Origin of the sequence: Mycobacterium sp. B14F4 (genome assembly GCF_039871645.1) — a bacterium.
Taxonomy (GTDB): domain Bacteria; phylum Actinomycetota; class Actinomycetes; order Mycobacteriales; family Mycobacteriaceae; genus Mycobacterium.
In genome coordinates, this window is the sequence record NZ_JBDPMF010000001.1 from 193041 (window position 1) to 217922 (window position 24882).

25 protein-coding genes are annotated in these 24882 nt (G+C 68.3%); 12 read left to right on the forward strand and 13 right to left on the reverse strand.

All coding sequences use genetic code 11. The annotated features are described in order from the left end of the window. Positions 1-97: 97 nt before the first annotated feature. On the forward strand, positions 98-820 hold the full coding sequence (locus ABGB19_RS00930; RefSeq protein ID WP_347683041.1) for a DUF4189 domain-containing protein: 723 nt from the start codon (positions 98-100) through the stop codon (positions 818-820). A gap of 15 nt (positions 821-835) precedes the next feature. Here ABGB19_RS00930 and ABGB19_RS00935 read toward each other — a convergent pair whose 3' ends face one another. The 7 genes from ABGB19_RS00935 to ABGB19_RS00965 are packed head-to-tail and all read right to left on the reverse strand — an operon-like array spanning position 836 to position 9087. Next, entirely contained in the window at positions 836-1387 is a 552-nt protein-coding gene (locus tag ABGB19_RS00935; RefSeq protein ID WP_347684652.1) for a nuclear transport factor 2 family protein, read from the reverse strand. Between the two features lie 30 nt (positions 1388-1417). Continuing rightward, on the reverse strand, positions 1418-2074 hold the full coding sequence (locus tag ABGB19_RS00940; protein WP_347683043.1) for a hypothetical protein: 657 nt from the start codon (positions 2072-2074) through the stop codon (positions 1418-1420). A gap of 56 nt (positions 2075-2130) precedes the next feature. Further along, positions 2131-3342, reverse strand: a complete 1212-nt coding sequence (locus ABGB19_RS00945; RefSeq protein ID WP_347683046.1) for a hypothetical protein — start codon at positions 3340-3342, stop codon at positions 2131-2133. Continuing rightward, entirely contained in the window at positions 3342-4529 is a 1188-nt protein-coding gene (locus tag ABGB19_RS00950; RefSeq protein WP_347683049.1) for a hypothetical protein, read from the reverse strand. Before ABGB19_RS00950 ends, ABGB19_RS00945 begins: the two co-directional genes overlap by 1 nt. Continuing rightward, a complete protein-coding gene (locus ABGB19_RS00955) occupies positions 4526-5185 on the reverse strand; it encodes a hypothetical protein (protein ID WP_347683051.1) in 660 nt (219 codons plus the stop codon). Before ABGB19_RS00955 ends, ABGB19_RS00950 begins: the two co-directional genes overlap by 4 nt. Next, positions 5169-7601 carry an ATP-grasp domain-containing protein gene (locus ABGB19_RS00960; RefSeq protein ID WP_347683053.1) on the reverse strand — a complete coding sequence of 811 codons (2433 nt, stop codon included), beginning with the start codon at positions 7599-7601 and terminating at the stop codon, positions 5169-5171. The genes ABGB19_RS00955 and ABGB19_RS00960 overlap by 17 nt, the downstream gene beginning before the upstream one ends. A 1-nt stretch (position 7602) precedes the next feature. Beyond that, positions 7603-9087, reverse strand: a complete 1485-nt coding sequence (locus tag ABGB19_RS00965) for an FAD/NAD(P)-binding protein (protein WP_347683055.1) — start codon at positions 9085-9087, stop codon at positions 7603-7605. Between the two features lie 195 nt (positions 9088-9282). On the opposite strand from ABGB19_RS00965, the gene ABGB19_RS00970 reads away from it, so the two are divergent. Then, positions 9283-10074, forward strand: a complete 792-nt coding sequence (locus tag ABGB19_RS00970) for a TIGR02206 family membrane protein (protein ID WP_347683057.1) — start codon at positions 9283-9285, stop codon at positions 10072-10074. A gap of 57 nt (positions 10075-10131) precedes the next feature. On the opposite strand, the gene ABGB19_RS00975 is transcribed toward ABGB19_RS00970, so the two are convergent. Continuing rightward, a complete protein-coding gene (locus ABGB19_RS00975; RefSeq protein WP_347683059.1) occupies positions 10132-10881 on the reverse strand; it encodes a hemolysin III family protein in 750 nt (249 codons plus the stop codon). 218 nt (positions 10882-11099) lie between these two features. On the opposite strand from ABGB19_RS00975, the gene ABGB19_RS00980 reads away from it, so the two are divergent. Continuing rightward, positions 11100-11588 (forward strand): nitroreductase/quinone reductase family protein, encoded by a 489-nt coding sequence (locus ABGB19_RS00980; protein ID WP_347683061.1) that lies wholly within the window; start codon positions 11100-11102, stop codon positions 11586-11588. Here ABGB19_RS00980 and ABGB19_RS00985 read toward each other — a convergent pair. Genes ABGB19_RS00985 through ABGB19_RS00995 form a run of 3 tightly spaced genes read right to left on the reverse strand, consistent with a single transcriptional unit; the run spans position 11578 to position 13704 of the window. After that, positions 11578-12840 carry an MFS transporter gene (locus ABGB19_RS00985; RefSeq protein WP_347683064.1) on the reverse strand — a complete coding sequence of 421 codons (1263 nt, stop codon included), beginning with the start codon at positions 12838-12840 and terminating at the stop codon, positions 11578-11580. The genes ABGB19_RS00980 and ABGB19_RS00985 overlap by 11 nt on opposite strands. Further along, positions 12837-13319 (reverse strand): MarR family winged helix-turn-helix transcriptional regulator, encoded by a 483-nt coding sequence (locus tag ABGB19_RS00990; protein ID WP_347683066.1) that lies wholly within the window; start codon positions 13317-13319, stop codon positions 12837-12839. The genes ABGB19_RS00985 and ABGB19_RS00990 overlap by 4 nt, the downstream gene beginning before the upstream one ends. Positions 13320-13353: 34 nt before the next feature. Next, complete coding sequence (locus tag ABGB19_RS00995; RefSeq protein WP_347683068.1) at positions 13354-13704, reverse strand: hypothetical protein; 351 nt, start codon at positions 13702-13704, stop codon at positions 13354-13356. A gap of 158 nt (positions 13705-13862) precedes the next feature. Between ABGB19_RS00995 and ABGB19_RS01000 the strand changes: the two genes are divergently transcribed. From ABGB19_RS01000 to ABGB19_RS01010, 3 genes are all read left to right on the forward strand, one after another. Beyond that, positions 13863-14861 (forward strand): methylenetetrahydrofolate reductase C-terminal domain-containing protein, encoded by a 999-nt coding sequence (locus ABGB19_RS01000; RefSeq protein ID WP_347683070.1) that lies wholly within the window; start codon positions 13863-13865, stop codon positions 14859-14861. Next, entirely contained in the window at positions 14858-15613 is a 756-nt protein-coding gene (locus tag ABGB19_RS01005) for a methyltransferase domain-containing protein (RefSeq protein WP_347683072.1), read from the forward strand. The genes ABGB19_RS01000 and ABGB19_RS01005 overlap by 4 nt, the downstream gene beginning before the upstream one ends. Before the next feature lie 73 nt (positions 15614-15686). Then, positions 15687-17063 (forward strand): wax ester/triacylglycerol synthase family O-acyltransferase, encoded by a 1377-nt coding sequence (locus ABGB19_RS01010; RefSeq protein ID WP_347683074.1) that lies wholly within the window; start codon positions 15687-15689, stop codon positions 17061-17063. On the opposite strand, the gene ABGB19_RS01015 is transcribed toward ABGB19_RS01010, so the two are convergent. Next, the gene (locus tag ABGB19_RS01015; protein WP_347683076.1) at positions 16999-18327 is read right to left on the reverse strand and encodes a cytochrome P450; all 1329 of its coding nucleotides are present in this window, start codon (positions 18325-18327) and stop codon (positions 16999-17001) included. The genes ABGB19_RS01010 and ABGB19_RS01015 overlap by 65 nt on opposite strands. A gap of 117 nt (positions 18328-18444) precedes the next feature. On the opposite strand from ABGB19_RS01015, the gene ABGB19_RS01020 reads away from it, so the two are divergent. Together ABGB19_RS01020 and ABGB19_RS01025 are read left to right on the forward strand one after the other, a co-directional pair. Beyond that, positions 18445-19044, forward strand: coding sequence for a TetR family transcriptional regulator (locus tag ABGB19_RS01020; RefSeq protein WP_347683078.1), 600 nt, complete (start codon positions 18445-18447; stop codon positions 19042-19044). Positions 19045-19204: 160 nt separating this feature from the next. Continuing rightward, the gene (locus ABGB19_RS01025) at positions 19205-20044 is read left to right on the forward strand and encodes a mycofactocin-coupled SDR family oxidoreductase (protein ID WP_347683080.1); all 840 of its coding nucleotides are present in this window, start codon (positions 19205-19207) and stop codon (positions 20042-20044) included. Positions 20045-20150: 106 nt separating this feature from the next. Here ABGB19_RS01025 and ABGB19_RS01030 read toward each other — a convergent pair whose 3' ends face one another. Further along, positions 20151-20750, reverse strand: a complete 600-nt coding sequence (locus tag ABGB19_RS01030) for a TetR family transcriptional regulator (RefSeq protein WP_347684654.1) — start codon at positions 20748-20750, stop codon at positions 20151-20153. Positions 20751-20852: 102 nt separating this feature from the next. On the opposite strand from ABGB19_RS01030, the gene ABGB19_RS01035 reads away from it, so the two are divergent. The 4 genes from ABGB19_RS01035 to ABGB19_RS01050 all read left to right on the forward strand — a co-directional run bounded on the left by ABGB19_RS01035 (position 20853) and on the right by ABGB19_RS01050 (position 24808). Next, a complete protein-coding gene (locus ABGB19_RS01035; protein ID WP_347683082.1) occupies positions 20853-21683 on the forward strand; it encodes a mycofactocin-coupled SDR family oxidoreductase in 831 nt (276 codons plus the stop codon). Continuing rightward, positions 21680-22504 carry a mycofactocin-coupled SDR family oxidoreductase gene (locus ABGB19_RS01040; RefSeq protein ID WP_347683084.1) on the forward strand — a complete coding sequence of 275 codons (825 nt, stop codon included), beginning with the start codon at positions 21680-21682 and terminating at the stop codon, positions 22502-22504. Before ABGB19_RS01035 ends, ABGB19_RS01040 begins: the two co-directional genes overlap by 4 nt. 79 nt (positions 22505-22583) lie before the next feature. Further along, the gene (locus ABGB19_RS01045; protein ID WP_347684656.1) at positions 22584-23339 is read left to right on the forward strand and encodes a carboxymuconolactone decarboxylase family protein; all 756 of its coding nucleotides are present in this window, start codon (positions 22584-22586) and stop codon (positions 23337-23339) included. Beyond that, positions 23336-24808, forward strand: a complete 1473-nt coding sequence (locus ABGB19_RS01050; RefSeq protein WP_347683086.1) for an aldehyde dehydrogenase family protein — start codon at positions 23336-23338, stop codon at positions 24806-24808. Before ABGB19_RS01045 ends, ABGB19_RS01050 begins: the two co-directional genes overlap by 4 nt. Positions 24809-24882: the final 74 nt, after the last annotated feature.

Here is a 24882-nt window from a genome sequence, read left to right on the forward strand (position 1 = left end):
ATTACCCCGTCGTTTGCCGCGCCCGACGATTGCAGGACGGGTGAGCGAACTCGCAAGCACACCCGCACCGTAGGGCCAACCAACACAGGAGAAGACCATGACAACCACATACCAGCGCCGTGTCGGCCGGTCAGGCCGGAGGATCGGCGCCGTCCTGCTCGCCGCGGCCGCGACCAGCGTCGGCATGCTCGGCGTAGCCGCGCCGGCGCACGCGGCCGATCAGTACATCGCACTGGCCATCGGATTCGTCAACGAGAATCCCCCGGTGACGATGGCCGGCGGCTCGGCGATCGCTGCCACCCAGGACCAGGCCGGCATCGGATCGCTGACGAACTGTTCGGGCAACGGCGCCAGCCACTGCGTGACTCAGGTCATCGCCAAGAACGAATGTGCGGCGGCCGCCTCCAACGACTACGGCGAACGGACGGGCGCAACCGACCCGTCGCTCGCCGTCGCGCAGAGCAAGGCCAAGAGCATGCTGGAGAACCAGCAGGGCGCGAAGATCATCGTGTCGGGCTGCGCGAACGGCAGCACCCCGCCCCCGCCGCCCAACGATCCGCCTCCGCCGCCCGCGCCGAAGCTGGGGCCGACGGTCTCGTTCGACACGGTCGTGGGCGGTTTGGTGGCTCACATCACCGACCGCAGTGGGGTGTCGTCGCAGTGCACGTATGCGACGGACGGTGTCAACCGCGCCTTCGCCCTTGCCGCCAACTCCACCTACGACCTGAGGATCGTCCCGGCCATTCCGCGGTTCCGGGACTGGACCGTCACGATCACCTGTGACAACGGGACGAGCACGACGGTGACGACGTTCTTCTGAGCCGCGCGTTCCTTCTCAACCGGAGCCGCCCGGACCGTGTTCACACGGTCCGGGCGGTATCGGCGTCCTGTTCAGCAACGAAAAGAACCGGTACGACGGATCGTCGCTGCCGAGCGTGCCTTTGGGTGTGTCCCTCGTGATCGGATGGCTCAGGTTCATCGATGACGGGTCGTTCGTCAATGCCCAGTCGGTGACGATCGTCCGCTGGGCGAACTTCCATGTGCCGTCCCGCTTTTCGTACCTGTCGAGGTAACGCCCACCGACGACGACATCGACGTCGCCGTCGCTTCCGGCGAGCGTGTGCACCGCGATCGAGTAGATCTCGCCCTCGGCAACGGTTCCGGAGATCGCGAAGTTCATCGTGGTGATGTTGTGCTGCATGAATCGGATGTAAGGGCGCGCCGCAGCGAGTTGCTCGAGGAACTCGTCGGCAGGACCGGCCGAGAATCCGCCGTGGTCGTCCAGCGCGTCGTGGTGATAGAGGTCTTTGAGCTGCGCGATGTCACCCCGGTCGACGGCGCGGCAGTAGGCGTGGACAAGCTTGCGTAGCTGGTATTCGTCTAGCATCTCCTGCGACACGGCGTCGGTCACGTGCACTCAGCCTCCGTGGTGCGACCGCGACCGGCCCAACCGCCATCTGCCCTGCTTCGGCGTCTGGTACGAATCCCGGGTCCAGGCGTCCCACATGTCCTCGGGTTCCCCGCGCATGGGGTTGTCCGTCACGTCCCAACCCAGGCTTTCGGCTTCTCTTGTGCTCCACCGTATTAGAGATCCATCCGCGCCGATCTCCTGAGCGAGCAGGACCCGCTCGTCGGTACTCAACCCGTCGCTGAACGCCTGCATGGCGTTCTTCACCCGCCGGTAGGGGACCGCGTCGTCGAACTGCCGACAGAGCTGCAGCAGTTCCTTTCGCGCATGCCCGAGCAGAGTGGTCGGCTCTGCTTCGGCCGGGACAGGGGCCGCCGAAGCCCGTCGATCGTCGGCGTCACCCGCCAGCTGCCGGTACTTGAACCGCAGCGCGTCGAGCTCCGCGGTCACCGCCTCGGCCCGCTCTCGCCACCAGTTGAGGTGGTACTGCACCAACTTGGTCTCGCAGTTCCCGCACACCGCGGTCGGCGGCTCGGCCTGGTCCAGCTTGATCGGGTTCTCGAACACAATTCCGCAGAGCGCGTGGTCGTCGCGGCTGTTGAGGTAGTCCCCGTGGTGCACCACCGACGCGGATGCGTCCCGTAGGTAGCTGTGGGGCGGTTCCACAGTTGCGAACATAGTTGTTCAGCCCGCAGTGGTCTGCCGGATCTGTCGAACACCGACTACATCGATACAACCGCCACGACGTCCCGGCGGGCGACACAAACGTTCACGACCACCCCGAGGGCCAGCAGGGCCACGACCATCCCGTAGGCCGCCACCAGGTCGACGTCGACCAGGTGTCCGACCACGGGCAGGGTGATCGCCGTCGTCAGGCCGATGACGGCCTGCCGCAAGGCGCCGATGCGGCCCAGCGTGGCCGCCTTGGCGCCGCCCTGCAGGATGCTCACCTGCTGGCTCGACGACACCGCGACGCCGAGTCCGAGGAGGACCGCGCCCAGCGGCACCGACGCCTGCCCGACCGGTCCACCCCATCCGAGCCCGAGCGCGATCGTCGCGAAGCCCGCGATCTGGGTGCCGAACCCGGCCGTGACGGCTCCTCTGCTGGACACCCGCGACGAGAATCGCGCCCACAGGTTCGGGGCGGTGATCGCCCCGACCGCGAAGCACACATCCAAAGTTCCCAGCCAGGCTTGGTTTCCGTAGAGCTGGTCGACGAGCGGAGCCAGCGCGACGTTGAACGCCGCGATCGTCAGGAAGTCGACCCCGAGCAGGAGCAGGGACAGGACGGAGCGGGGACTGTCGAGCGCCTCTCGCAGCACCGACATCCACCCCTCCTTGGTGACGTCGTCGTCGTCGTGGATCGCCGAAATGGCGCAGCGCGCCGACGCCAGCGCGTACGCGGCGAGCGCATAGCCGGTGGCCGCCGCGAAGAAGGCCCACCTGGGCCCCGCGGCCCAGAGGACGGCGCCGGCGACCGCGCCGCCGATGATCTGCCCGGCCTGGACGGACACGGTCCAGCGCATGTTGTAGCGGGGGAGGTCGGCCGGTGCGACGGACCGCGGGCCGACCGCGAAGATACCGGCCCGGTAGAACGGGCGAACGAGGTTGACGATCAGGCCGATGGCGATGCCGACTGCCACCAGGCCCGCCGGTGTGACCAGATACCCCAGCAACGCGAGAGCGGGAATCACCGAGGCGACGGCGCACACCACCGCCGGGTTGACACGGTCCGCCACACTGCCTGCGACGGCGCCCAGCAGTACCGGGACCAGGAACTCGATCACCACCACGCCCGTGAACGCCGAGACCGAACCGGATTTCTCGAAAAGTGCCTGACCGAGCGTGATCGTGAAGCACCCCGAGGCGACGTTGAACAACGTGGACCCGGCCAGCAGTCGGATACCGGGCCACCGGAGAACCGGTGACGACATCACGCCGGCTCCAGAACCGGTGTCGGCGTCGAAGCGGCGACGCGCGCCCGTTCGCACGCCTGCGCGGGATCGTCGGCGTGCGCCAGTGCGCCCACCGATCTCCCGTAGCTGGAACCGACCTCGGGTGAGACCCGCTCGCCCGCCGCCAGCAGCGGGGTGACGATCTCCACCCCGGGCATCGACCGCGCCTCCTCGACACCGTCCCACCTCGCGATGACACCGGCCCGGCTCGGGAAGACGAATTGACTGCTGGCGAAGCCGAAATGGGCCGGGGCCGGGATGTCGTCGAGCCCCTCGAGCAGGTCCTGGACGTAGAGGTCGACGAGGTCGAGGCCGGTTGCCGACCGCACCAGGTCCAGGATCATGTCGCCACCGCCGCGCAGGTGGGTCTCGACGATGTGCGCCGCACCGGCGTCGTCGAGGATCACCTCCGTGTGCAGCAGCCCGCGGTCGATGCCCAGCGCCTCGGCACACGCGGTCGCGGCGTGCACGACGCGACTCCACTCGAAATCCTCGAGCGGCGCCGGGTGCAGGTGTCCGGATTCGACTGCGCCGACAGTGGTCTTGGCCGTCACTCCGTGCCACGCGGCGCCCGAGCGCACGATCAGCGACTCGACACTGAATTCCCGCCCGAGCTTTCGCTCCTCGGCGACGTAGCCGTCGTACGCACCCGGACAGGCATCGAGGGCCGTCTGCAGGTCGTGCACCGAACGGTGGAACGTCACTCCTCTGCTGGCCCGGCCGTCGGCAGGCTTGAGCACGAGCTGCGACGCCGGAACCGGCCCCGACCATTCGACGCGTCCCTCGACGACGACGCCGTGGGCCACCGATCCCAGGCCGACTGCGTCGAGGCGGGTGCGCATCGCGGACTTGTCGACCGTGCGGTGCACCACCTCGGGGCCGGGGAAGGGCAGGCCCAGCTTGCGGGCCACCAGTGCACCGAGTTCGACGGCCTCGTCGTGCAGGCAGAGCATGCCGTCGAACCTCGTTCCATCGACCGCCTCAACCGCCCTGTCCACCAACCGATCCCGATCATCGTGCTCGGACAGATCGACGATCCGGGTGTATGCGTCGGGGGCGAGCATCGTCTGCGTGGCTCCCGTCTTGATCAGGGTCAACTCGGCTCCGCGTCGGCGGGCGACGGCGTGGACCGCCGCGATGCCACCGACGACCAGCAGGTGCGTCATGCGGCGGACCCGCCGGCGCCGACGACCATCAGTGCGCTGGAGCCGACCGGAAGCAGGCGGTGGCCCTCCCGGGTGTCGCTGAGCGCGCGATGGATACCGGTGAAGTCGTCCATGTCGACGAGAGCGATGTCGTCGATTGACGTCGTGCCGACGTGACCGACCAGGTCACGCTCGACCAGCAGGCGCCGGCGACCGTCGGGGTAGGTGACCGCCTTGGTGCACCGGAAGCCGTGCGTGAAGTAGTTGCGCAGCGAGCGGTGGTTGCGCGGCGAGATCTGGGCGAAGCCGCGACGCGCCCCGCGCTCCTTCGCCGTCGCGATGTGCAGGGCTATTCCGGCGCGGTGCAGCGCATGGCCCTGGTACGCGGGATTTACCATCGCGGCGGCGAACACGACGTCGTCGGATGTCGGCGCGTACGCGGCGAATTCGACGTCCTCGCCCGAGGCCACCAGATCGGTGGTCAGCGCGAGGTAGGCCACCAGCTGGTCGCCGATGAAGTATCCGAGCGATTCCCCGAACTCGCCCAGGTGACCGCGCACGAAGGTCTCCTCGTCGTCCTCGCGGACATAGAAGTCCGGGTCCGGGAGGGTGCGCAGCACCGTATCGCGCAAGGCGGTGACCGCCTCGTAGTGATCCAGGTCAAGCTGTCGCCACATAGTCGTCTACCTTCCATTTCGTCGTTGTGTCGATGTGGTGCAGGAGCTTTGAGATCGTGATGCGGCCGGATTCGACCGAGTCGGCGCGGAACACCACCCGGGCGAACTCGGCGTTCGTGTGGGTCATCGCCGAGAAGCGCAGGCCCGGCTCGGCGATTTCGGAGAGGACGACGTCGGGATGGTCGAAACGCTGCGGGGCTTCGGCGAGCACCCCCGGCACGGGGGAGATGTTGAGCTGCCCGGCCAGTCCGCGCTGGCGCACCGACACGTGGCCGAAATCCTTTCCGCGCTGGGCGAGGATGGACTCTTCGACGAGGTTGACACCGTAGGAGAGCTCGACCTCCTCGGGGATGGAGCCGCCGCCGATGCGCGACCCGACTTCACTGAACACCGGGCCCGCCGGGGTGAGGAACGCCTCGAGGTGAAAGGCGCCGTCGAACGCGGGCAGCCCGTCTTCCAGTACCGCCCTGGCCAATTCGAGGACGCTCTGCGCCTCCGGGCTGTCCGCCGGCAGCATGACCGACCCCATGTAGCCGCCGCCGAGGAAGTCGAGGTGGGTGTTGACGTAGACCGCGACCGCCGAGAACACGACGCGCCCGTCGCGGCAGATCCCGTCCACCCGATACTGCTCGCCCTCCTGGAAGGCCTCGACCAGCCACGGGTACGTCCGGCCCTGGTCGCTGAACGGACCGGTGCGCAGGAAGCGATTCAGGTCGTCGGCGTCGTCCAGCACGGACACTCCCGAGGAGCCGCGACCGTGCGGTGGTTTGACGACGCACGGGTATCCGAGCTCGGTGACCGCGTCGGCAAGCTCGAGAGCGGATCGGACCTCACGGTGCGGGGCCACCGCGACGTTGGCGCGTCGCACCGCGCGTTTCATCACGGTCTTGTCGCGGAAGTGCAGCGCATCGCCCGGCAGCTGGCCGGGAATGCCTCTGCGCGAACGGATTTCCGCGGCACGCAGTACGTCGGCCTCGGCCAGGACGATGACGCGCCGCAGCCCGTGCCGAACAACCATCTCATCGGCCACCAGCGGGATCTCGTCGTTCGTCGTGTAGTCGGCGAATTCGATCACGTCGGCCAACCGCGTCGCGTCGACGTCGACGGGTCCCGAGGTGATCAGCACCGATCCCGCGGGGATGACCGAGGCGAACCGCGCCCGTCCGAAATGGTTGACGACCTTGGCCGGGCTCATGACCAGAACCGGGGCATCGGTGTCGGCCTGTCCCTTCGCCGCGGCGCACGACTCCTCCGCGCGCGCCCAGGCTTCGCCGACGTCGTCGCCGACGGTCAGCACGTAGCCGTTGAGGTCCGAGGAATCCGTGATCGGCGTGACGTCGCCGGGGCGCTGCCTGCTGGGTAGGGCGACCCGGACCACTCCTGCGCGCCCGTCGACGTCGTCGAGATGCGCGGGGTCGGCCCAGTCGAGCTTGCGCATGGCCGCGGCGCCATGCCGGTCACCGGGTTCCGGCGCGGGCAGCCCGAGCAGGGCGAAGATGGCCTCGGTCGCCATGTGGCGTCCGGTCGTCAGCTGCGTGAGCTCCCAGATCTGGTCACCCCCGAAGCGGGTGTGGGTCTCGACCAGTCCGACGTCGAGGCCGTCGACCATCACCTCGGTGTGACTCGGCCCCGAGCGGTGCCCGATCGCGTCGAGGATCTCGACCGTCCGGGTGACGACCGCGTCCCGCTGGTCGGGGCGCAGCCGCGCGGGCTGCCAATGACCGAGCTCGACGAACTCCGGCGCGCCGGTGGTGAGCTTCCCTGTGACAGCGAGGATTTCGTGACGTCCGTCGACGCTCACGGCCTCGACGCTGAACTCGTCACCGGGCAGCACCGCCTCGGCGATCACCGCGTTGTCCGGATTGTCCAGCAGCGCCCACCATTTGAGCCCGCCGATCGAATCCCAGGCGGTACGCAGATCCTCGTCGTCCCGGATCAACCGCACACCCGCGCTGCCGGCGCCGGTCACGGGCTTGACCACGATCGGGGCCTCCGCCAGGGCGGTCCGGAACGCGACGACCTCGTCGATGCTGCGGCACAGGCGCCACGGCTGTTGCGGAACGCCGTGGCGGTCCAGTGCCTGGCGGGTGAGCGCCTTGTTGTGCGCGGTGCGCACCGCGTCCACCGGATTCGACGGGATGCCCAGCGCGTCGGCGGCGATGGCTGCCGCCAGGATGGCCGACTCCAGGAAGCACACCAACGCGGTCACGGGCGACTCCTGATGGACCGGCCGCAGCAGATCGGTGAGGGACTGCGCCGAGATCTGCGGCACCTCGATGAACCTATCCACCGTTGCGCGCTGGAAATCCGTTGCGCGGTCCGCGGTTTGGATCAGGGTGATGGTCGTGTGCGGTGGGCGGACCACCGGAAGGCTCGAGTCGTTGCCGCTGACGACGACGAGATGCGAGGTCGTCATGTCAGGCCGCCTCGCTTGCCGACGGCATCTGCAGGCGGGTTCGAGTGGTGATCGTGTCGGCGATCGTCTGGGCCGCATGACCGGCTTGCCGGACGATGACGTCGAGCGCGGACACGGTGAAGTAGCTGCCCGCGGAGACCTGTCCGACGAGCAGGAGGTCGTCGCGCGGCCCGCCGCCCGGGACGAGGGCGCGGCAAGTCGCGGGGTCGACCAGGCCCTGGCCCGCGGCGTCGACATCGACCAGGCCCGACGCGGCGAGGTCGCCGATCAGGGCCGGGCCCTGCGCCAGATCCGACGACTGGCCGAGGGCGGGGATGACGGTCTCGACACCCAGGTCGGCCAGGACGCCGTCGAGCCGGCCGTCGTTGGCGTCGACGCCGGCATGCACGATCAGGCGCCCGGCGTCCTGCATGCGACGAAGCTGGCGCCACCGGCTCAACGGCAGCCGGACCCGGTACCGGAACCACTTCGAGCCGAGGGCGGCGCGCAGCGCCCGCTGTTGCGGCTGGGGCATCAGGGCGAACGCGCTGTTGAGCGCGTGGTTCGTGGCGCTGAGTGTGTGATGGCAGGCGAGGTCGGCGGGATCGGCCAGCGGATCGGCCCAATGCTCGGTGTGCGCGGCGTCGTCGAGAACGTCGGACATGGTGAACCCGAAGCGGGCGAGCTCGCGGTCCAGCAACCCGAGCACCGCGGTCGCGGTGAGCTCGTCGCGGACCGCGAGCGAGATGACCGCGTCTTCGGTGAGATGCACTGGGGCGGCGTCGTCCCGGGTCGCCTCCACCTGCACCCGGGGCAGCGTCCCGGACCGGGACAGCATGTGGACGCGTGTCTCCCCGTCGTCGAGCGCGCAGGCGACGTCGACGGCGGTCAGCCCGCTGCCGAGGACGGCGACCGAACGCTGAGCGCCGACGCGGGCCCGCAGACTGCTGAGGGGATAGGGGTTCACGAGGTGGTTGACCGTGGCAGGCGGGGCCGGCGACCACACACCGGGCGCGACGACCGCGATGTCGGCCGGCGGCAGTTCGGCGCCGTCACCGAGCACGGCCATCCCATCCACTCGAGGTTGGAGGGACGTCGCGTGCATCGGGGAGAACCGGACGCGAACGCCATACGCGCGCAACCGGTCCAGCGCCTTGGCCAGGGTGCTGGCCAGGTAATCGCCGTACACCGACCTCGGCATCGGCATCTCGTCGAGGTTCGTGGCGGGGCTCTTACTGCCGTCGAGCCAACTGTGGAACGAGTGCAGGGACGGCGAGAGTGCGTTGAGCCGGTGCTGGGAGGTGTTCACCGCGGCGGCGGCGATATCACTGCCGAAAGCGCTTCCGCGGCCCAGGTTCTCCGGGCGGTCGACGATCTCCAGCACCGTTCCGCGCCAGGAGTCGTCGGCCTGCTCGGCGAGTCGGCTGAGCGTGAGCGTGCCACCCACACCGATCCCGACGAGCGCGATGCGCACGACGCTCGCCGTGTCCGCGGATCCGATCGACATCTGCCTGCCCCTCATGGTTGGTCGGGCTTGTGAAGCCATGAGGGAAATAGTCGTGAGGATTCAGCCGCGGCGTAATCACCGCGGCGGCCAGAATCGCCTACTGCTCGGGAAGGGTTTTCTATCCGTCGGGTAAGCAATCCCGGCGAGCGGCATTCCCTGCCCAAATCCCCGTCGTCGCCCGGGCGGATTGAGAACATGGAGTTGTCGACCGGTGCGATCGAAAGGTGGGCCGACCTGTTGACTGCACAGCGCGAGTTCTCGGCGTACGGGCCATCGCACCTGGTGGTCCTGGTGGTGTTCGCCGTCGGCGCCGTGCTTCTGGTGTGGGCGGGACGCCGACTGAGCGAGTCTCAGGCGCGACTTTTCGGCCGGGCCTTCGCGTTGCTCATCGTCGCGGCCTTCCTGGTGGCGCTGGCCTACAAGATCATCCGGCCGGACCTGCAGACGTCGGTGCCGCTGCAACTGTGCGACGTCGCCGAACTCACCGCAGCCTACGCGCTGTGGTCACAACGGCATTGGGCGTTCGCGCTCACCTATTACTGGTGCCTTCTGCTGAGTTCGCAGGCGTTGATCACACCGGATGTCGGCACCCCCGCCGAAGGCGCGCCGGATTTCCCGCATCACCTCTTCTTGACCTTCTTCACCCTTCATGTCTTGGCGGTGTGGGCGGCCGTCTACCTCACGTGGGGGCGGCGCAACCGGCCGCGGTGGCGCGATTACCGGTTCACCATCGTCGTGACACTGGTCTGGGTGGCCTTCACCTTCGGCTTCAACGCGATCGCCGGAACCAACTACGGTTACCTCAATCGCAAACCGCCGACGGCGTCGGTGCTCGATGTCCTGGGTCCGTGGCCGTTCTACCTGCTGGCCGAGATGGTGATCGTCTGCGCGGTCTGGGCCTTGATGACGTGGCCGTGGGAACGGAACCGCCTCAGGCCGGCACCGTCGTCCCCATCAGGACGGCGGCGGAGCCGGTCAACGCGATGATGTGCTTGGCCTCGAGGGGCGGCTGACCGTCGGGCGAGCTACGAGGCCGGCCGGCAGCTAAGCGACGACGAGGCAGATGGCGATGAAGTGACAGCCCGCTGCGACTGCCGTGAAGGCGTGAAAGAACTCGTGATAGCCGAATGTCAGCGGCCAGGGGTTGGGCCAGCTCAGCGCATAGAGGATCGCCCCGATGTTGTACAGCACCGCTCCGATGAGCAGTAGCGCTACCGCGGCGACGCCGGCGCCGTCCAGAAGGATCGGGGCGTACCAGATTGCGACCCAGCCGAGAAGTAGATAGAGCGGCACGCTGATGGCCCTTGGGGCCGACGGCCACAGCATCTTGAGGGCAACTCCTGCGGCCGCACCCGTGGAGATGACGATCAGGAGTTGCGTACCCGCGGAGGGGGGCATCGCCAGGAGCGCGAACGGGGTGTAGCTGCCTGCGATGAATACGAAGATCAGCGAGTGGTCGGCACGCTTCATCCACTGCTCGGCCGACGGCGTGCGCCAGTGCACGAGATGATAGGTCGCGCTGACGCTGAACATCGCGACGATGGTCGCGCTGTAGACCAATGTCGCCCAGCCGGCGGTCGGCGACGTGGCGATCCAAGCGACGGGCACCAGGGCGGCACTGATCACGATGAACACGGCCGCCGAGCAGAGATGGATCCAGCCGCGGGCACGTGGCACGCCGAGGAGGTCGGTAACGGTGTCGGCGAGGACTTGAGGCAGGTCGTCGTCACTACGTGCGGTGTGCTGATCCTGACCAAGCCGCGGCGCTACCGTCTCGGCATCTTCGATGGTCATGTCGCGCTTACCGCCGATGAGCGATCGCTCAAAACGTCCTCGAATCCCTCGCGATTGGCTGCCCGACAGCGCAGCGTATCGCCCTCGGTCACCAGAGAGCGAGTTGACGCCCGTGCAGCGGCCAATGGGCGCCCGGTGACAATTCAATCCCGCGGTCTGCTGCCCGTCGCGGCACCGTATGGTCGGCTCAGCCGATTTACCGTCGAACGGAGAAACAGATGGGCGACGCCGACGCCGCCGCGATCCGGGCCGGCCGCGCCGACTGGATGCGTGAGCATCTCGCGATGTATCTCGACTCGGGTGGGGTCCGAGGTCACATCGTCGACCTGAGCTCAGTCGGCGGCCGGGCGATGACGACCCACTGCCTGATCCGATACACCGGTCGCAAGACGGGCAAGAGCTACGTCAAGCCGCTGATCTACGGCAACGTCGGCGGCGAGATCGTGATCGTCGCGTCCAAGGGCGGCGCCGACAGCCATCCGGAGTGGTACCTGAACATCGCGGCCGGCGAGACGGTGGACGTGCAGATCGCGACCCAGGCGTTCGAGGCCACCTGGCGTGAAGCGGAAGGCACGGAACGCCACGACGTGTGGGAGTACATGAGCCACCTGTATCCGCCGTACGTCTCCTACCAGCGGTCGACCAGCAGGCACATTCCGGTCGTGCTGCTGCAGACGGGGCGGCCGATCGAGGTGTTCACTCAGTAGCCGGCATGTCGGCGGCGCGGGCCGGCAGCGTGCCGGTCAGCGTCGACGGCCGGCACAACAGCGCGACGACGACCACCGCCGCCGCCGCGACCGCGAACGCCACATAGACGTTCAGCACGTCGGCCGCACCGCCGAGCACCGCCGCGGCGATCGGTCGCGACCCGAGGAAGCCGACCAGCCACAAGGCCATGATGCGGCCCCGCAACTCGTCGGGCGCCCGCTCCTGCACCACCGTGCTCAACCCGGTCAGCGCCCAGCCGAAGCCCAATCCCGCCAGCGCGAATCCGCCCATGGCGACCGGCGTCACCGGCGCTCCGGCCAGCACCGCGCACCCCGCGGCGAGCACCCACAACCCGATCGACGACACCCGTCCCGACACCACCCGGCCGCGCATCAACGCCAGCGCCGCCATCCCCAGCGCCGCGCCGACGCCGAAGACCGCGGACAGAACCCCCACCAATTGCGTGTCACCGCCCAATTGATCGACCAGCGACGGCGTCAGCGTGATCGACGAGTCCGAAGCGAAGCCGACGGTGGTCACCGCGAGCAGCGCGAAGAGCAGCGGCTTGTCGTGCCACACGTACTTCAGCGCGGCGCGAACGCGGTAGTCCGCGCCGTCCCGCCGTGGCGGGGGAGCGGGGAAGCGTACCGCGAGAAGGAAGACCGCGAACACGACGTGCAGTCCCGCGCTGACCGCGAAACCCTCGGCCGCGCCGAGATTCGCCGCGAGATAGGCGCCGATCACCGGCCCGATCATCCGGCCGATGGTCATCGGAATGCTGTTGAGCGCCATGGCCGTCGACAGTTCGCCGTCGCGAATGAGATTCGGCACGATCGACTGCATCGCCGGACCGCCCACCACGAAGCCGATGCCGACCAGGAGCGTCCCGGCCAGCACGGCCATCGCGGCATGTTGCTCGGATAGTGCGAGCCACAACGCCACCGTGCCCGAACCGAGGACGCACAGCACCCGGCCCATCAGGATCTGACGCGCGGGGTTACCGGTGTCGGCCCACTTGCCGCTCGTCGGGCTGAGGATCAGCTGCGGTGCGAACTGCGCCACGCCGACCAGGCCGACCATCAGCGCCGAGCGGGTGGCGTCGTACATGACGATCGCGGCGACGATGCCGTGGGTCCACACCGCGACGACCGAGAACATCTTGCCCCAGAACAGGGCCCCGAAGACGGGGTCGAACATCAAGCCGAGCGCGCCGCGCGTCCGCGGCGGCACCGCGGTGGTCTGCGCGGTCATGAACGCACACCCCGCTCTAAGTCCGCGACGAGCCGGTCGAGCAGCGACACCAACGCGTCGACGTCCTCGTCGGCCCAGTCGGCGACGACGTCGGCGACGAGTTCGCGACGGCGGTCGGTCACGGCGGCCAGTGCGTTGCGGCCGGCGTCGGTCAGCACCAGCACGCAGCGCCGCTGATCATCGGCGGCAAGGGTTTTGGTCAGCAGTCCGGCGGTCACCACGGGCGCAACCGTGCGGCTCGCCGTCGAATGCTCCACGGCCATGTACTCGGCGACGTCGCCGATGGACGCGCCGTCCCCGACGGCCTGGGCGTGCTCGACGGCGCGCAGCACCCGCAGCGTCGACACCGAGGTCACGGGCGCGGGGTTGCCCAGCAGTCGCCGCCGCCAGTCCGGCCGCTGCCGCACGACGTGGATTCGGGTCAGCAGCTCGTCGAGGTGGTCATAGCGACGATCCGGCACCAAATATGCATAGCACATACATGTATTGGCCGAGCCGCCGGGCCGGGCATCGTCAGAAGTCGACGCCCTGCTGGCACGGCCGCGGAAGGAACAGCGACCAGCACATGTTCGGGGCCTGCCAGGGGTAGGGAGGCGGCGGGTTATCGCCCTCCCAGACGGTGGAGGACACGTTGCCCTGACCCTGATTCACGTAGTGGTAGGTGTGGCAGACGTTCCAGTCCCAGCGGGGTCTGGCGTCGGCGGGCGTGTTGAAGCCGCCGCCCCAGCCGCCCGTCTCGTCGCCCGGGCACCACTGATGGGGTCCCCGCTCGGCGGTGGCCACGCCGGGGCCCAGACCGAGTCCGGCCAGGCCCATGCCGCCGGTGACCAGCAGTGTCGTCGCTACGCGCGCCGCTCGCTTCATCGTTCGCATCCTTTTCGCGGGGCGGCGCCCTGCGCGGCGTCGCCGATGCGATCAGTACAGCCCCGCGCGGTGGCTACCGATCCCAATTCCGACGCCGGTGCCCCGCGCACCCAAGGGGCCTGCGCTTCAAGCAACCGTCCGCCGGGTACAGGCTGCGAATGCCGGTGGGCGAGGCGGGGACGACGCGGGCCGCGGCGTGCCCCAAGAAAATGGTGTTCGGACCGTGCGGCGGGGTGCGGCCCGACGGGCAGTGCGAGATGCGCGACGGTCCGTGCGCGTTCCCCGCGGTGGTGCCGTGGTCGGGACCCGCGCCCGAGCCGCGGCAGGCCCCGGCGCCCACCGTCCTGACGGACTTCAGCTGCCTGCCCTTCGACGAGGCCGACCTCGCAACGACGGCGGCCGTCCTCGCGCCGTCCTGTGACGCCGTCCTCGTCGGTGAGCACCAGAACAAACCCGACTTCCCGCCGACGATGATGGCCCGGCTGCTGCTCGACGCGGGCGTCACACCGTGGGTCACGCTGTCCTGCCGCGACCGCAACCGGGTGGTCCTCGAGCAGGAACTGCGCGGGCTGCGCAGTGTCGGGGCCACCACGGTGTTCTGCGTGACCGGCGACGGCCGCGGCTACGACGTCCGGCCGGACGTCACGCAGACCTTCGACCTCGACGGGCCACGCCTGGTGGCATTGGCCGCGTCGATCGGGATGACCGCGGCGGTGCCCGAGACGCCGACCGCCCCGCCGGTTGCGGGTCGGCCGGCCCGCCTGGTCGAGAAGCAGCGCGCGGGTGCCAGCCTGGCGGTGCTCAACCACGTGCCGTATCCGTATCTCATCGCCGAGTTCATGAAGTCGGCCCGGTCAGTGGGCCTCACCATCCCGGTGATCGCCGCCGTCGCCGTCTTCACCGACGAGGTGTCGGCGGCGGTGCTGCAGGGGTTGCCCGGCCTGGACCTCGACGACGCGGTTCTGCGGGAGGTGCTCGGCGCCGCGGATCCGGTGTCGGCCGGAATCGCGGCGGCCGTCGCCGAGGCGCGGGCGCTGCTGGCGATCGAAGGGATTGAGGGAGTGAATGTCTCGGGCCTCGCGTCGGCGTCCGGCGCACGGGCCGGTGCCGAGATCAAGGCGGAGGTCGGTCGGCGGGTCAGGGCGGAGGCGCTGTGAGCGAGGCGATGGAGGCGGAGTTCGACACCGTCGCGGAATGGACCGCTGAGGTGGCCGCCGACCTGGGGCCCGAGTACTTCGTGCCCGCGGCCTGCCGGGGCAGCGGCAGCCCCGCCGCCCTCGACTGGCTCATCGACCAGATGCGCCTGGCGCCCGGTCAGGCGTTGTTGGACAGCGGGGCCGGTGTCGGTGGTCCCGCCGCGTACGCCGCGATGTCGCGCTCGGTGCGGCCGGTGCTCGTCGACCCCGAGCGCGGCGCGTGCCGCGCCGCGGCGACGCTGTTCGACCATCCCGTTGTCCAGGCGGTGGGTTCGGCGCTGCCGATGGGCGACGACAGTTTCGACGCCGCCTGGTCGCTGGGCGTGCTGTGCACGACCACGGACCAACAGGCGTTGCTCGACGAACTGCGGCGCACGGTGCGGCCCGGGGGACGGATCGGCTTGCTCGCCTTCGTCGCCCAGCGGCGCATTCCGGCCGATGAGCTTGAGGACAACCACTTTCCGACGCCGAGCCGGCTCGCCGAGCTGGTCGCCAAGGCCGATCTGCGCGTGCAGCAGCGCCTGGGCACCGCCGACCTGCCCGCGATTCCGTCGGCATGGACCGAGCGGGAACAGACCGTCACCACCGCGCTCGCCGAGCGGTACGGCCATACCCGGGCCTGGCAACTGGCCGAACGGCAGAGCGCGAGAATCGGACGGCTCCTCGGGCGGGGCGCGCTCACCGGCGAGCTGCTGGTGCTGCGGCACGCATGACGCCACGGTGACAAAACCCGCATATCCCCGCGAAGATGCGTAGATCACAGGCGATGTGGGTACCGTCACGACGATGAAGATCATCTCGCCGACCGACTCCTTGTTCCTCGTCGGCGAATCCCGCGAGCACCCGATGCACGTCGCGGGCCTGCAACTCTTCGAGCCGCCCGAGGGCAGCGGCCCGGAGTTCATCCGGGAGTTGCACGCGACGATCGTCGAGAACGACGACCTACAGCCGACGTTCCGCAAGCACCCGGGCCGGTTGCTGGGCGGCATCTCCAACCTCGCGTGGGCCTTCGACGACGAGGTCGACATCGACTACCACCTGCGCCGGTCGGCCTTGCCGCGGCCCGGCCGGGTTCGCGAATTGCTCGAGTTGACGTCGCGTCTGCACGGCACCCTGCTCGACCGGCACCGGCCGCTGTGGGAGGCGAACCTCGTCGAAGGCCTCGACGACGGTCGGTTCGCGGTGTACACGAAGATCCATCACTCGCTGCTGGACGGGATTTCGGCCCAGCGCCTCATGATGCGGTCCATGACGCCCGACCCCGACGACCGTGAGGTCAGGGTGCCGTGGGCACTCGGACCGAAGCGCAGAAGCAAGGACACCGGCGAGTCGCGATCCCTGCTGCAGTCGCTCACCGGCACGGTGAGTTCGGTTGCGGGGCTTGCTCCGTCGGCACTCACCGTGGCCCGGGCGGCACTGCTCGAGCAGCAGCTGACCCTGCCGTTCCGTGCGCCCAAGACGATGTTCAACGTCCCCATCGGCGGGGCGAGGCGGACCGCCGCCCAGTCGTATCCGCTGGCGCGGATCCGCGCCGTCAAGTCCGCGGCCGGGGTCACGGTCAACGACGTGGTGTTGGCCATGTGCTCGGGAGCCCTGCGCGCCTACCTCATCGAGCAGGAGGCGCTGCCCGAAACGCCGTTGGTGGCAATGGTTCCGGTCAGCCTCCGCGCACAGGACGAGATCGATGCGGGCGGCAACATGGTGGGCACCATCCTGTGCAATCTGGCCACCGACATGGTGGATCCCGCCAAGCGGCTCGATGCGATCAGCACCTCGATGCGCGACAACAAGAAGGTGTTCGCCGAGCTGCCCCGCAACCAGGCGCTCGCGTTGTCGGCGTTCCTGATGTCGGGCATCGCGCTCGGCCTGGTGCCCGGGTTCGTGTCCTCGGCGCCGCCGCCGTTCAACATCGTCATCTCCAACGTGCCCGGCGCCCGCGAGCCGCTGTACTGGAACGGCGCCCGGCTCGACGGCAACTACCCGTTCTCCATCGCGCTGGACGGGCAGGCGCTGAACATCACGCTGACCAACAACGCCGACAATCTCGACTTCGGGCTCGTCGGCTGCCGTCGCAGTGTGCCACATCTGCAGCGGCTGCTCACCCACCTCGAGGATGCACTGAGCGATCTCGAGAAGTCCGTCGGGGTCGGTCCGTCGGGGTGAACTCGATGTGCAGTTCGGTGAGCCCGCGCAGGAGGAACGTCGACTCGTAGGCGTAGGAGCGCTGCCCGGGCGGGCCGTGCTTGGCCTCGCTGATGGTGATGTCGCGCATGCGGTCGAGCAGGCGGTTGACTGTGACGCGGCCCTCGACGCGGGCCAGGGGAGCGCCCGCACAGGTGTGGATGCCGCGGCCGAACGCGATGTGTTCGCGGACGTTCTTGCGGTCGATGCGAAATTCGTTGGGATCGTCGAACTTTCGTGGATCCCGGTTTGCGGCGCCCAGGCACAGCATCAGGACGGTGCCAGCCTTGATGGGCACTCCACCGAGGATGGTGGTCTTGCGCGCCAGCCGGAAGTCCACCTTGGTCGGGCTCTGCAGGCGCAGCGACTCCTCGATGAACTGCCCGATCAGGCTGCGGTCGGCGCGCAACCGCTCCTGGATGTCGGGGCGGTCGCCGAGCACCTGCACCGCGAAACTCAGCAGCTTGGTGACGGTCTCCTGCCCCGCGGCGAACAGGAAGGTGGCCGGCCGCACCACTTCCAGGAGCGGCGGAACGGAGCCGTCGGGGTAGGTGGCGGTGGCCAGGCCGGTGAGGACGTCGTCACGGGGTTCGCGACGCCGGTCGTCGATGTAGCCGCTGAACAGGTCATCGAGGTACTGCAGCGGATTGCTGCCGACCGGTTCGTGATCCAGGGCGCCGACCCTGGCTCCCGGCGCGTTTCCGGCGCCGAGATTGCGGCGGATCTGAGCCCGGTCGCCGTGCGGCACCCCGAGGAGATCGGCGATCGCCAGGGTGGCGAAGGGTTTGCCGTACTCGCCGAGGAACTCGCAGTGGCCGTCGGCGATGAACTCGTCGAGCTGGCGGTCGGCGAGCTGCCAGATGTAGTCCTCGTTCTCCTGCAGGCGGCGCGGCGTCAGCAGCCGCGACAGCAGCGAGCGGGCTTTCTCGTGCTCGGGCGGGTCCATCACTACCATGTGCTCGAAGATGGGGAACTCGTGCCGGTGCGCCTCGATCAGCTCGCTGATGTCGTCGCCCTCGGGGGTGAACGGCAGGGGCGGGAACGGACCGCCGATGGCGTTGACCGCCGAGAAGTGTTCGACGTCCTTGAACGCCGCCTGCACTTCCTGGTAGCCCGTGACGGCCACGACCCCGTGATGCGGTTCGCGAACCACCGGTCCCTGACTGCGCAGGTGATCCCAGTAGGCGTACGGATCCTGGGCGATGTCGGCGTCCGTGAAGTAGTCGACGTCGGCGAGCTGTGTCATGGCGGGCCTCTCCACACAAGCCGTTGCCAAGTTGGTCGATCGACCAAAATGGTATGGTGTCGCATGTTTAGCACGCGCCGCGGAGCACGGTCAACCAACTCAGCAGTGAGGCGCTGAGTGGCCGCCTCCCGAAAGTCGAAGACCGACGACGGTGGCACGCGACTCCGATTGATCGAGGCCACCGCGCAGATCATGCACGACGAGGGCTATGCCGCTGCCACCTCGCGGCGGGTCGCCGCCAAGGCGGGTGTGAAGCAGGCGTTGGTCTACTACTACTTTCCGACGATGGACGACCTCTTTGTGGAGGTGCTCAGGACCGGTGCCGACATCGCGCTCGGGCAGATGCGAGCGGCGTTGACAGACGATGATCCGCTGCGCGCCCTGTGGCGACTCAACAGCGACTCCCGGCGCAGCATCCTCAACACGGAGTTCATGGCACTTGCCAACCATCGCAAGGTGATAGGTGCGGAACTCAAGACCTACGCCGAACGGGTGCGCGATATCGAAACCGCGGCCGTCACCCTGGTACTGAGGGCCAACGGGATCGACCTGAACGCGTATCCGCCCGTCGCCATCGCGATGATCGTCGCGCAGATCGCGCGCAGTCTCGCCAACGAGGTAGCCGTGGGGGTGACGCAGGGACACGATGAGCTGCGGGCGCTCGTCGACCGCCAGATCGAAGCGTTGACCAAGCCCGCCGCGACGGTCCGCGGCTAACCGCCCAACCTCCTTCGGCGCCGAACGACACGCGGCGCTGATCTTGTGCGCGCACCGCTGAGTGCCGGCGGTCGGCGAGAACCCGACCGTTGACAGGTCTGCCCGCATGTGCCAATGTTCCTGATCGATCGATCAAATTGTCGAGAGTCAGGAGCCACGAGTGCCGGGGCGGGTAGAGGGCAAGGTCGCGTTCATCACCGGGGCGGCCCGCGGTCAGGGCCGCAGCCATGCGGTTCGCCTTGCCGAGGAAGGCGCCGACATCATCGCGGTCGATGTCTGTGGTCCGGTCAGCAGCAATACGCAGATCGCCCCCGCCACAGTGGACGATCTCGCCGAGACCGCGGATCTGGTCAAACGCCTCAACCGGCGCATTGTCACAGCCGAGGTCGACGTTCGCGACTTCGACGCGGTCAAGTCGGCCGTCGACAGCGGCGTCGAACAACTCGGGAGGCTCGACATCGTCTGCGCGAACGCCGGTATCGGCAACGGCGGTCAGACACTAGATCAAACGAGTGAGGCCGACTGGTCGGACATGATCGACGTGAATCTGTCGGGGGTCTGGAAGACCGTCAAAGCCTCGGTACCGCATCTGATTTCGCAGGGTCATGGCGGCTCGATCATCTTGACCAGTTCGGTCGGCGGGCTCAAGGCCTACCCTCACACCGGCCACTACATCGCCGCCAAACACGGCGTGGTGGGACTGATGCGCACGTTCGCCGTGGAACTCGGCGCCCACTCGATCCGCGTCAACTCGGTTCACCCGACCAACGTCGATACGCCCTTGTTCATGAACGAGGGCACCATGAAGCTCTTCCGGCCCGACCTCGAGAACCCCGGACCCGATGACCTGGCCGTCGCCGCACAGTTCATGCATGTGCTTCCTGTCGGCTGGGTGGATCCGGTGGACATCAGCAATGCCGTGCTGTTCCTGGCCTCCGACGAGTCGCGTTACGTCACCGGACTCACCATGACGATCGATGCCGGCAGTATGTTGAAGTAGCCGCCGCTTATTCCTCTGCAGGACAACTGAATACGGGATTCCGGATCCGGAGAAGGTGGAGGCGGCCAAGACCGGCGCGTAACGGGTCGGGGCGGGCGGTCGGCTGCTATCTCCGCGGCTGGCTCTCGTAGGCGGCCGTCATCCAGTACACCGCCCGCTCCAGCCCCGGCACTATTTCGGTCACCTCGATCTCGCCCTCGGCGAAGCGGCCCAGGAAGCCATAGATGACACCGGTCAGAACGAGTTCCAAGTCCTGCGCGAAGTCCGAATCCACCGGCCCGAGAATCGATCTGATGACCGGTACCACGACGTCGACTCCTCGCTGGATGAGCCTGTCGCCACCGGGGCCGGAGCGCGCCCGGAAGTAGGACCTCAGCATCATGGGGTGCTTCTCCCACGGCTCGAAGATCGTGCGCAGCACCCGCATCAGGTCTGCATAGAGCGATCCCGTCGAGGCGCTGTCGGCCGGCGCCGGCAAGCCCGCGTACCGATTGGTCTCCATCCACCACTGCAGCGCGGCGACGATCAGTTCGTCGCGGGTCGAGTACCGCTTGTAGATGGTCGACAACGACACCCGTGCCCGCCGGGCCACCGCACGGAGCTGGACGGCCTCATCTCCTTCGGTATCTAGCAATTCCACGACGGTCGTGATGATCGGATCGGCGTCCTCGCCGGGTGCGGGGGGAACGGTCGCGACTTCGCGCAGACCCTCTTTCGCAGGCACGGTAACCATGTTACTCTGCTGTCTGAGTAACCGTGTTACCGGCGCGTCGTCCGCGCCGACGAGTCGACAGGGAAGCAGGACGTCGTGGGTCAGCTTGACGGCAGAGTCGCCTTCATCACCGGTATCGCCCGGGGCCAGGGCCGCAGCCATGCGGTCCGGCTCGCCCGAGACGGTGCGAGCATCATCGGAATCGACATCTGCGCCGACATTCCCGCCAATCACTATGCGATGGCCACTCGTGCCGACCTCGCCGAGACGGTGGCGCTCGTCGAAGCCGAGGGCGGCAAGATCGCGGCCTCGGTCGCCGATGTGCGCGATTTCCACCAAGTCAAGTCGGCCGTGGACGCAGGTGTCGAACAGTTCGGTCGCCTCGACATCGTGTTGGCGAACGCTGGCATTGCCCCCGTGGCGTTCCGCGAACTGACCGTCGAAGAAGAGTTGGCGCAGTGGAGAGCGGCGGTCGGCGTCAATCTCGACGGGGCGTATCACACTGCATCGGCGGCGATTCCGCACCTGCTCGCCGGCAACCGCGGTGGGGCGATCGTGTTCACCAGCTCGACAGCGGGGCTGAAGGGCTTCGGCGGCATGCAGGGCGGCGGCCTGGGTTATGCGGCCTCCAAGCACGGCATCGTCGGTCTCATGCGCACCCTCGCGAATGCGCTTGCCCCGGCGAATATCCGGGTCAACACCGTGCACCCGACGGCGGTGAACACCATGATGGCGGTGAACCCGGCCATGACGGAGTTCCTCGAGAACTACCCGGACGGCGGGCCGCATCTGCAGAACCCCATGCCGGTCGAACTGCTGGAGCCCGAGGACATCAGCGCCGCGATCGCCTACCTGGTATCCGACGCCGCCAAGTACGTCACCGGAGTGACGTTCCCGGTCGACGCAGGGTTCTGCAACAAGCTATGAGCAGCGACAGCACCACGCCGCACGGGCGGGTCCACGGCAAGCGCGTCCTGGTCACGGGCGCTGCGCGGGGCATGGGACGCAGCCACGCGGTCAGGCTCGCCGAGGAGGGTGCGGACCTGATCCTGATCGACATCTGCGAGTCGCTGCCGGAGGTCGAGTACCCGCTGGCGTCGCGCGACGACCTCGAGGAGACCGCCCGCCTGGTCGAAAAGCACAACCGCCGCGCGGTGACTCACGTCGTCGACGTGCGCGACTCCGCGGCGTTGGCGTCGGCCGTCGATGCCGGGGTGGCCGAACTCGGCGGCCTGGACGCCGCGGTGGCCAACGCCGGCGTGCTGACCGTCGGCACGTGGGACCAAACCACCGCCGAACAATGGCGCACAGTCGTCGACGTGAACCTGATCGGTTCGTGGAACACCTGCGCCGCCGCGCTGCCCCATCTCGTCAACCACGGCGGCAGCCTGGTACTGATCAGCTCCTCGGCGGGGTTGAAGGGCACGCCGCTGCACCTTCCCTACACGGCGTCCAAACACGGAGTCGTCGGGCTGTGCCGCGCGCTGGCCAACGAGGTCGCCGCTCAGAATGTCCGCGTCAACACCGTGCATCCGACCGGCGTCGCAACGGGCATGCAGCCGGAGTCGCTGCACGGCCTGCTCGGGGAGAAACGGTCCGATCTGGTGCCGATCTTCCTCAACGCCTTGCCCATTGCGATGGCCGAGGCGATCGACATCAGCAATGCGGTGCTCTTCCTGGTCTCCGACGAGTCCCGCTACGTGACCGGGCTCGAGTTCAAGGTCGACGCCGGCGTCACCCTGCGCTGACCGCTGAAAAGAGAGTGATGACGTGATCACGACAGAGGCGCAACGACACGAGGCGAGCCGAGGCAACTTCGCTGAGGTGATGACCTTCACGCCGCCCGAGGACTCCAGTCCCGCGGAGGCCGCGATGCTCGACTTCGTCTTCGCCGAGGTGTGGCCACGGCCCGGGCTGAGCCGCCGCGACCGTCGCTTCGTCACGCTGCCGTGCGTCGCGGCCGCCGACGCGGAAGGCCCCTTGCGCGATCACGTGTACGCGGCACTCAACAGCGGTGATCTGACGATCGGCGAAATCCAGGAGACCGTACTGCATTTCGCGGTGTACGCGGGATGGCCGAAGGCGTCGCGGTTCAACATCGTCGTCGACGAACAGTGGGACCGCATCCATCGCGACCGCGGGGAGCAGGCGCCGCCGCCCGAGCCGCTGCTCCCGCTCACCACACCCAGTGACCCCGAGGCCCGACTGGTGGTCGGCGAGCAGTCGTTCAAAGACATCAACTGCATTCCGTTCGCGCCGGTTCGCGACAACCCGTATTCCGGTGCGGGGATCCTCAACTTCGTGTTCGGCGAGATGTGGCTGCGCCCGGGGCTCGGGATGAAGGAGCGACGGCTGGTGACCGTGGCCTGTGTGGCGTTCCAGGACGCTCCCATCCCGATCCTCAGCCACGTCTACGCAGCGCTCAAGAGCCGCGACGTCAGCTTCGACGAAATGGACGAACTGGCACTGCATTTCGCGGCCTATTACGGCTGGCCCAAGGCCGCGCACCTCAGCCAGGTCATCGAGGAGCAGAAGCGGCGGGTCACCGCGGAATGGGCGCAGGAAGAGGGGGCCGCGTCATGACGGCCGCCACTGTTTCGGCGCTGACGGCGAGCGATCCGCACGGCCTGCTGATCGGAGGTGACCGCGTCACGGCGACCTCCGTGCCGTCCCGTGCCCACATCTTCCCGGCGACCGGTCACGTGAACGCCACCGTCGCACTGGCCGGTGCGCCGGAGATCGACAGCGCCGTCGCGTCGGCGGGAGAGGCGCAGCGGCAGTGGATGGCGTTGACCGTGGACCGGCGCCGCGACCTGCTGATCGGACTGGCCGACACCGTCCACGAGCACCTCGACGAGCTCGCGGCACTGAACGTGCACGACTACGCCGTTCCGGTGTCCTTCGCGGGCACCGCGATCATGCTCGAGCGGTTCCTTCGCCATTTCGCCGGTTACGTCGACAAGGCGTACGGCGCGAGCACGCCCGTCGACGGCTCGTTCGACATCAACCTCGTCGAGCGTGAGCCCTACGGCGTCGTCGGCGTCGTCGCACCGTGGAACGGCGCACTCGCGGTCGCCGGTTCGTGTGTGGCCCCGGCGCTGGCGGCCGGCAACGCGGTCGTCTTCAAGCCGTCCGATATCGCGCCGCTGGCGTCGTTGCGCTTCGGTGAGCTTTGTCTCGAAGCAGGTCTTCCCCCGGGACTCGTCAACGTCGTGCCCGCCGATGCGCAGGGTGGCGATGCTCTCGTCCGGCATCCGGGTATCCGCAAGATCCACTTCACCGGTGGCGGTGCCACCGCCCGAAGTGTCCTGCGGGCCGCGGCGGTCAATCTCACCCCGGTCGTCACCGAATTGGGCGGCAAATCAGCGAATCTCATCTTCCCCGACGCCGACCTCGACACCGCCGCCATGCTGTCGGCGCATCAGGGACCGCTGATGCAGTCCGGTCAGAGTTGCGCCTGCGCCAGTCGCATTTTGGTGCACGAGTCGGTGCACGATGCGTTCCTCGAGAGGTTCCTGGCCGTCATCGGCGCCGCGCAGATCGGTGACCCCTTCGACCCCGCGGTCAGCTTCGGTCCGGTCGTCAGCCAGGCCGCCGCGGATCGCATCCTCGAGACGGTCGAGGACGCGGTTCAGTGCGGCGCCGGCACGCTGCTGACCGGAGGCCGGCGGATGGGTGGCGAGCTGGCGGCCGGTTACTACGTCGAACCGACGGTGTTCACCGATGTCGACAACGCCTCGAAACTGGCGCAGGACGAGACGTTCGGGCCCGTGGTGTCCGTCATCAGGTTCGGTGACGACGCCGAAGCGGTGCATATCGCCAACGACACGAGCTACGGCCTCAACGCCTTTGTGCACACCAGGGACCTGAACCGCGCGCACTACGTCGCCCGGCGTCTCGAGGCGGGATCGGTGTGGGTCAACACCTTCAGCGACATCTCGCCGCAGGGACCCTACGGCGGCTACAAGCAGAGCGGCTTCGGCCGCACCGGGGGCGTCGACGGCCTGCACGAGTTCACGCAGACGAAGAATATTCGCATCGCGATGAATTGACGCCCGTCGCTCCGCTGCCCCCGATCGCGAGTGTGAAACCACAGCGAGATTCCGGCCGGATCCTCACCGTGGCT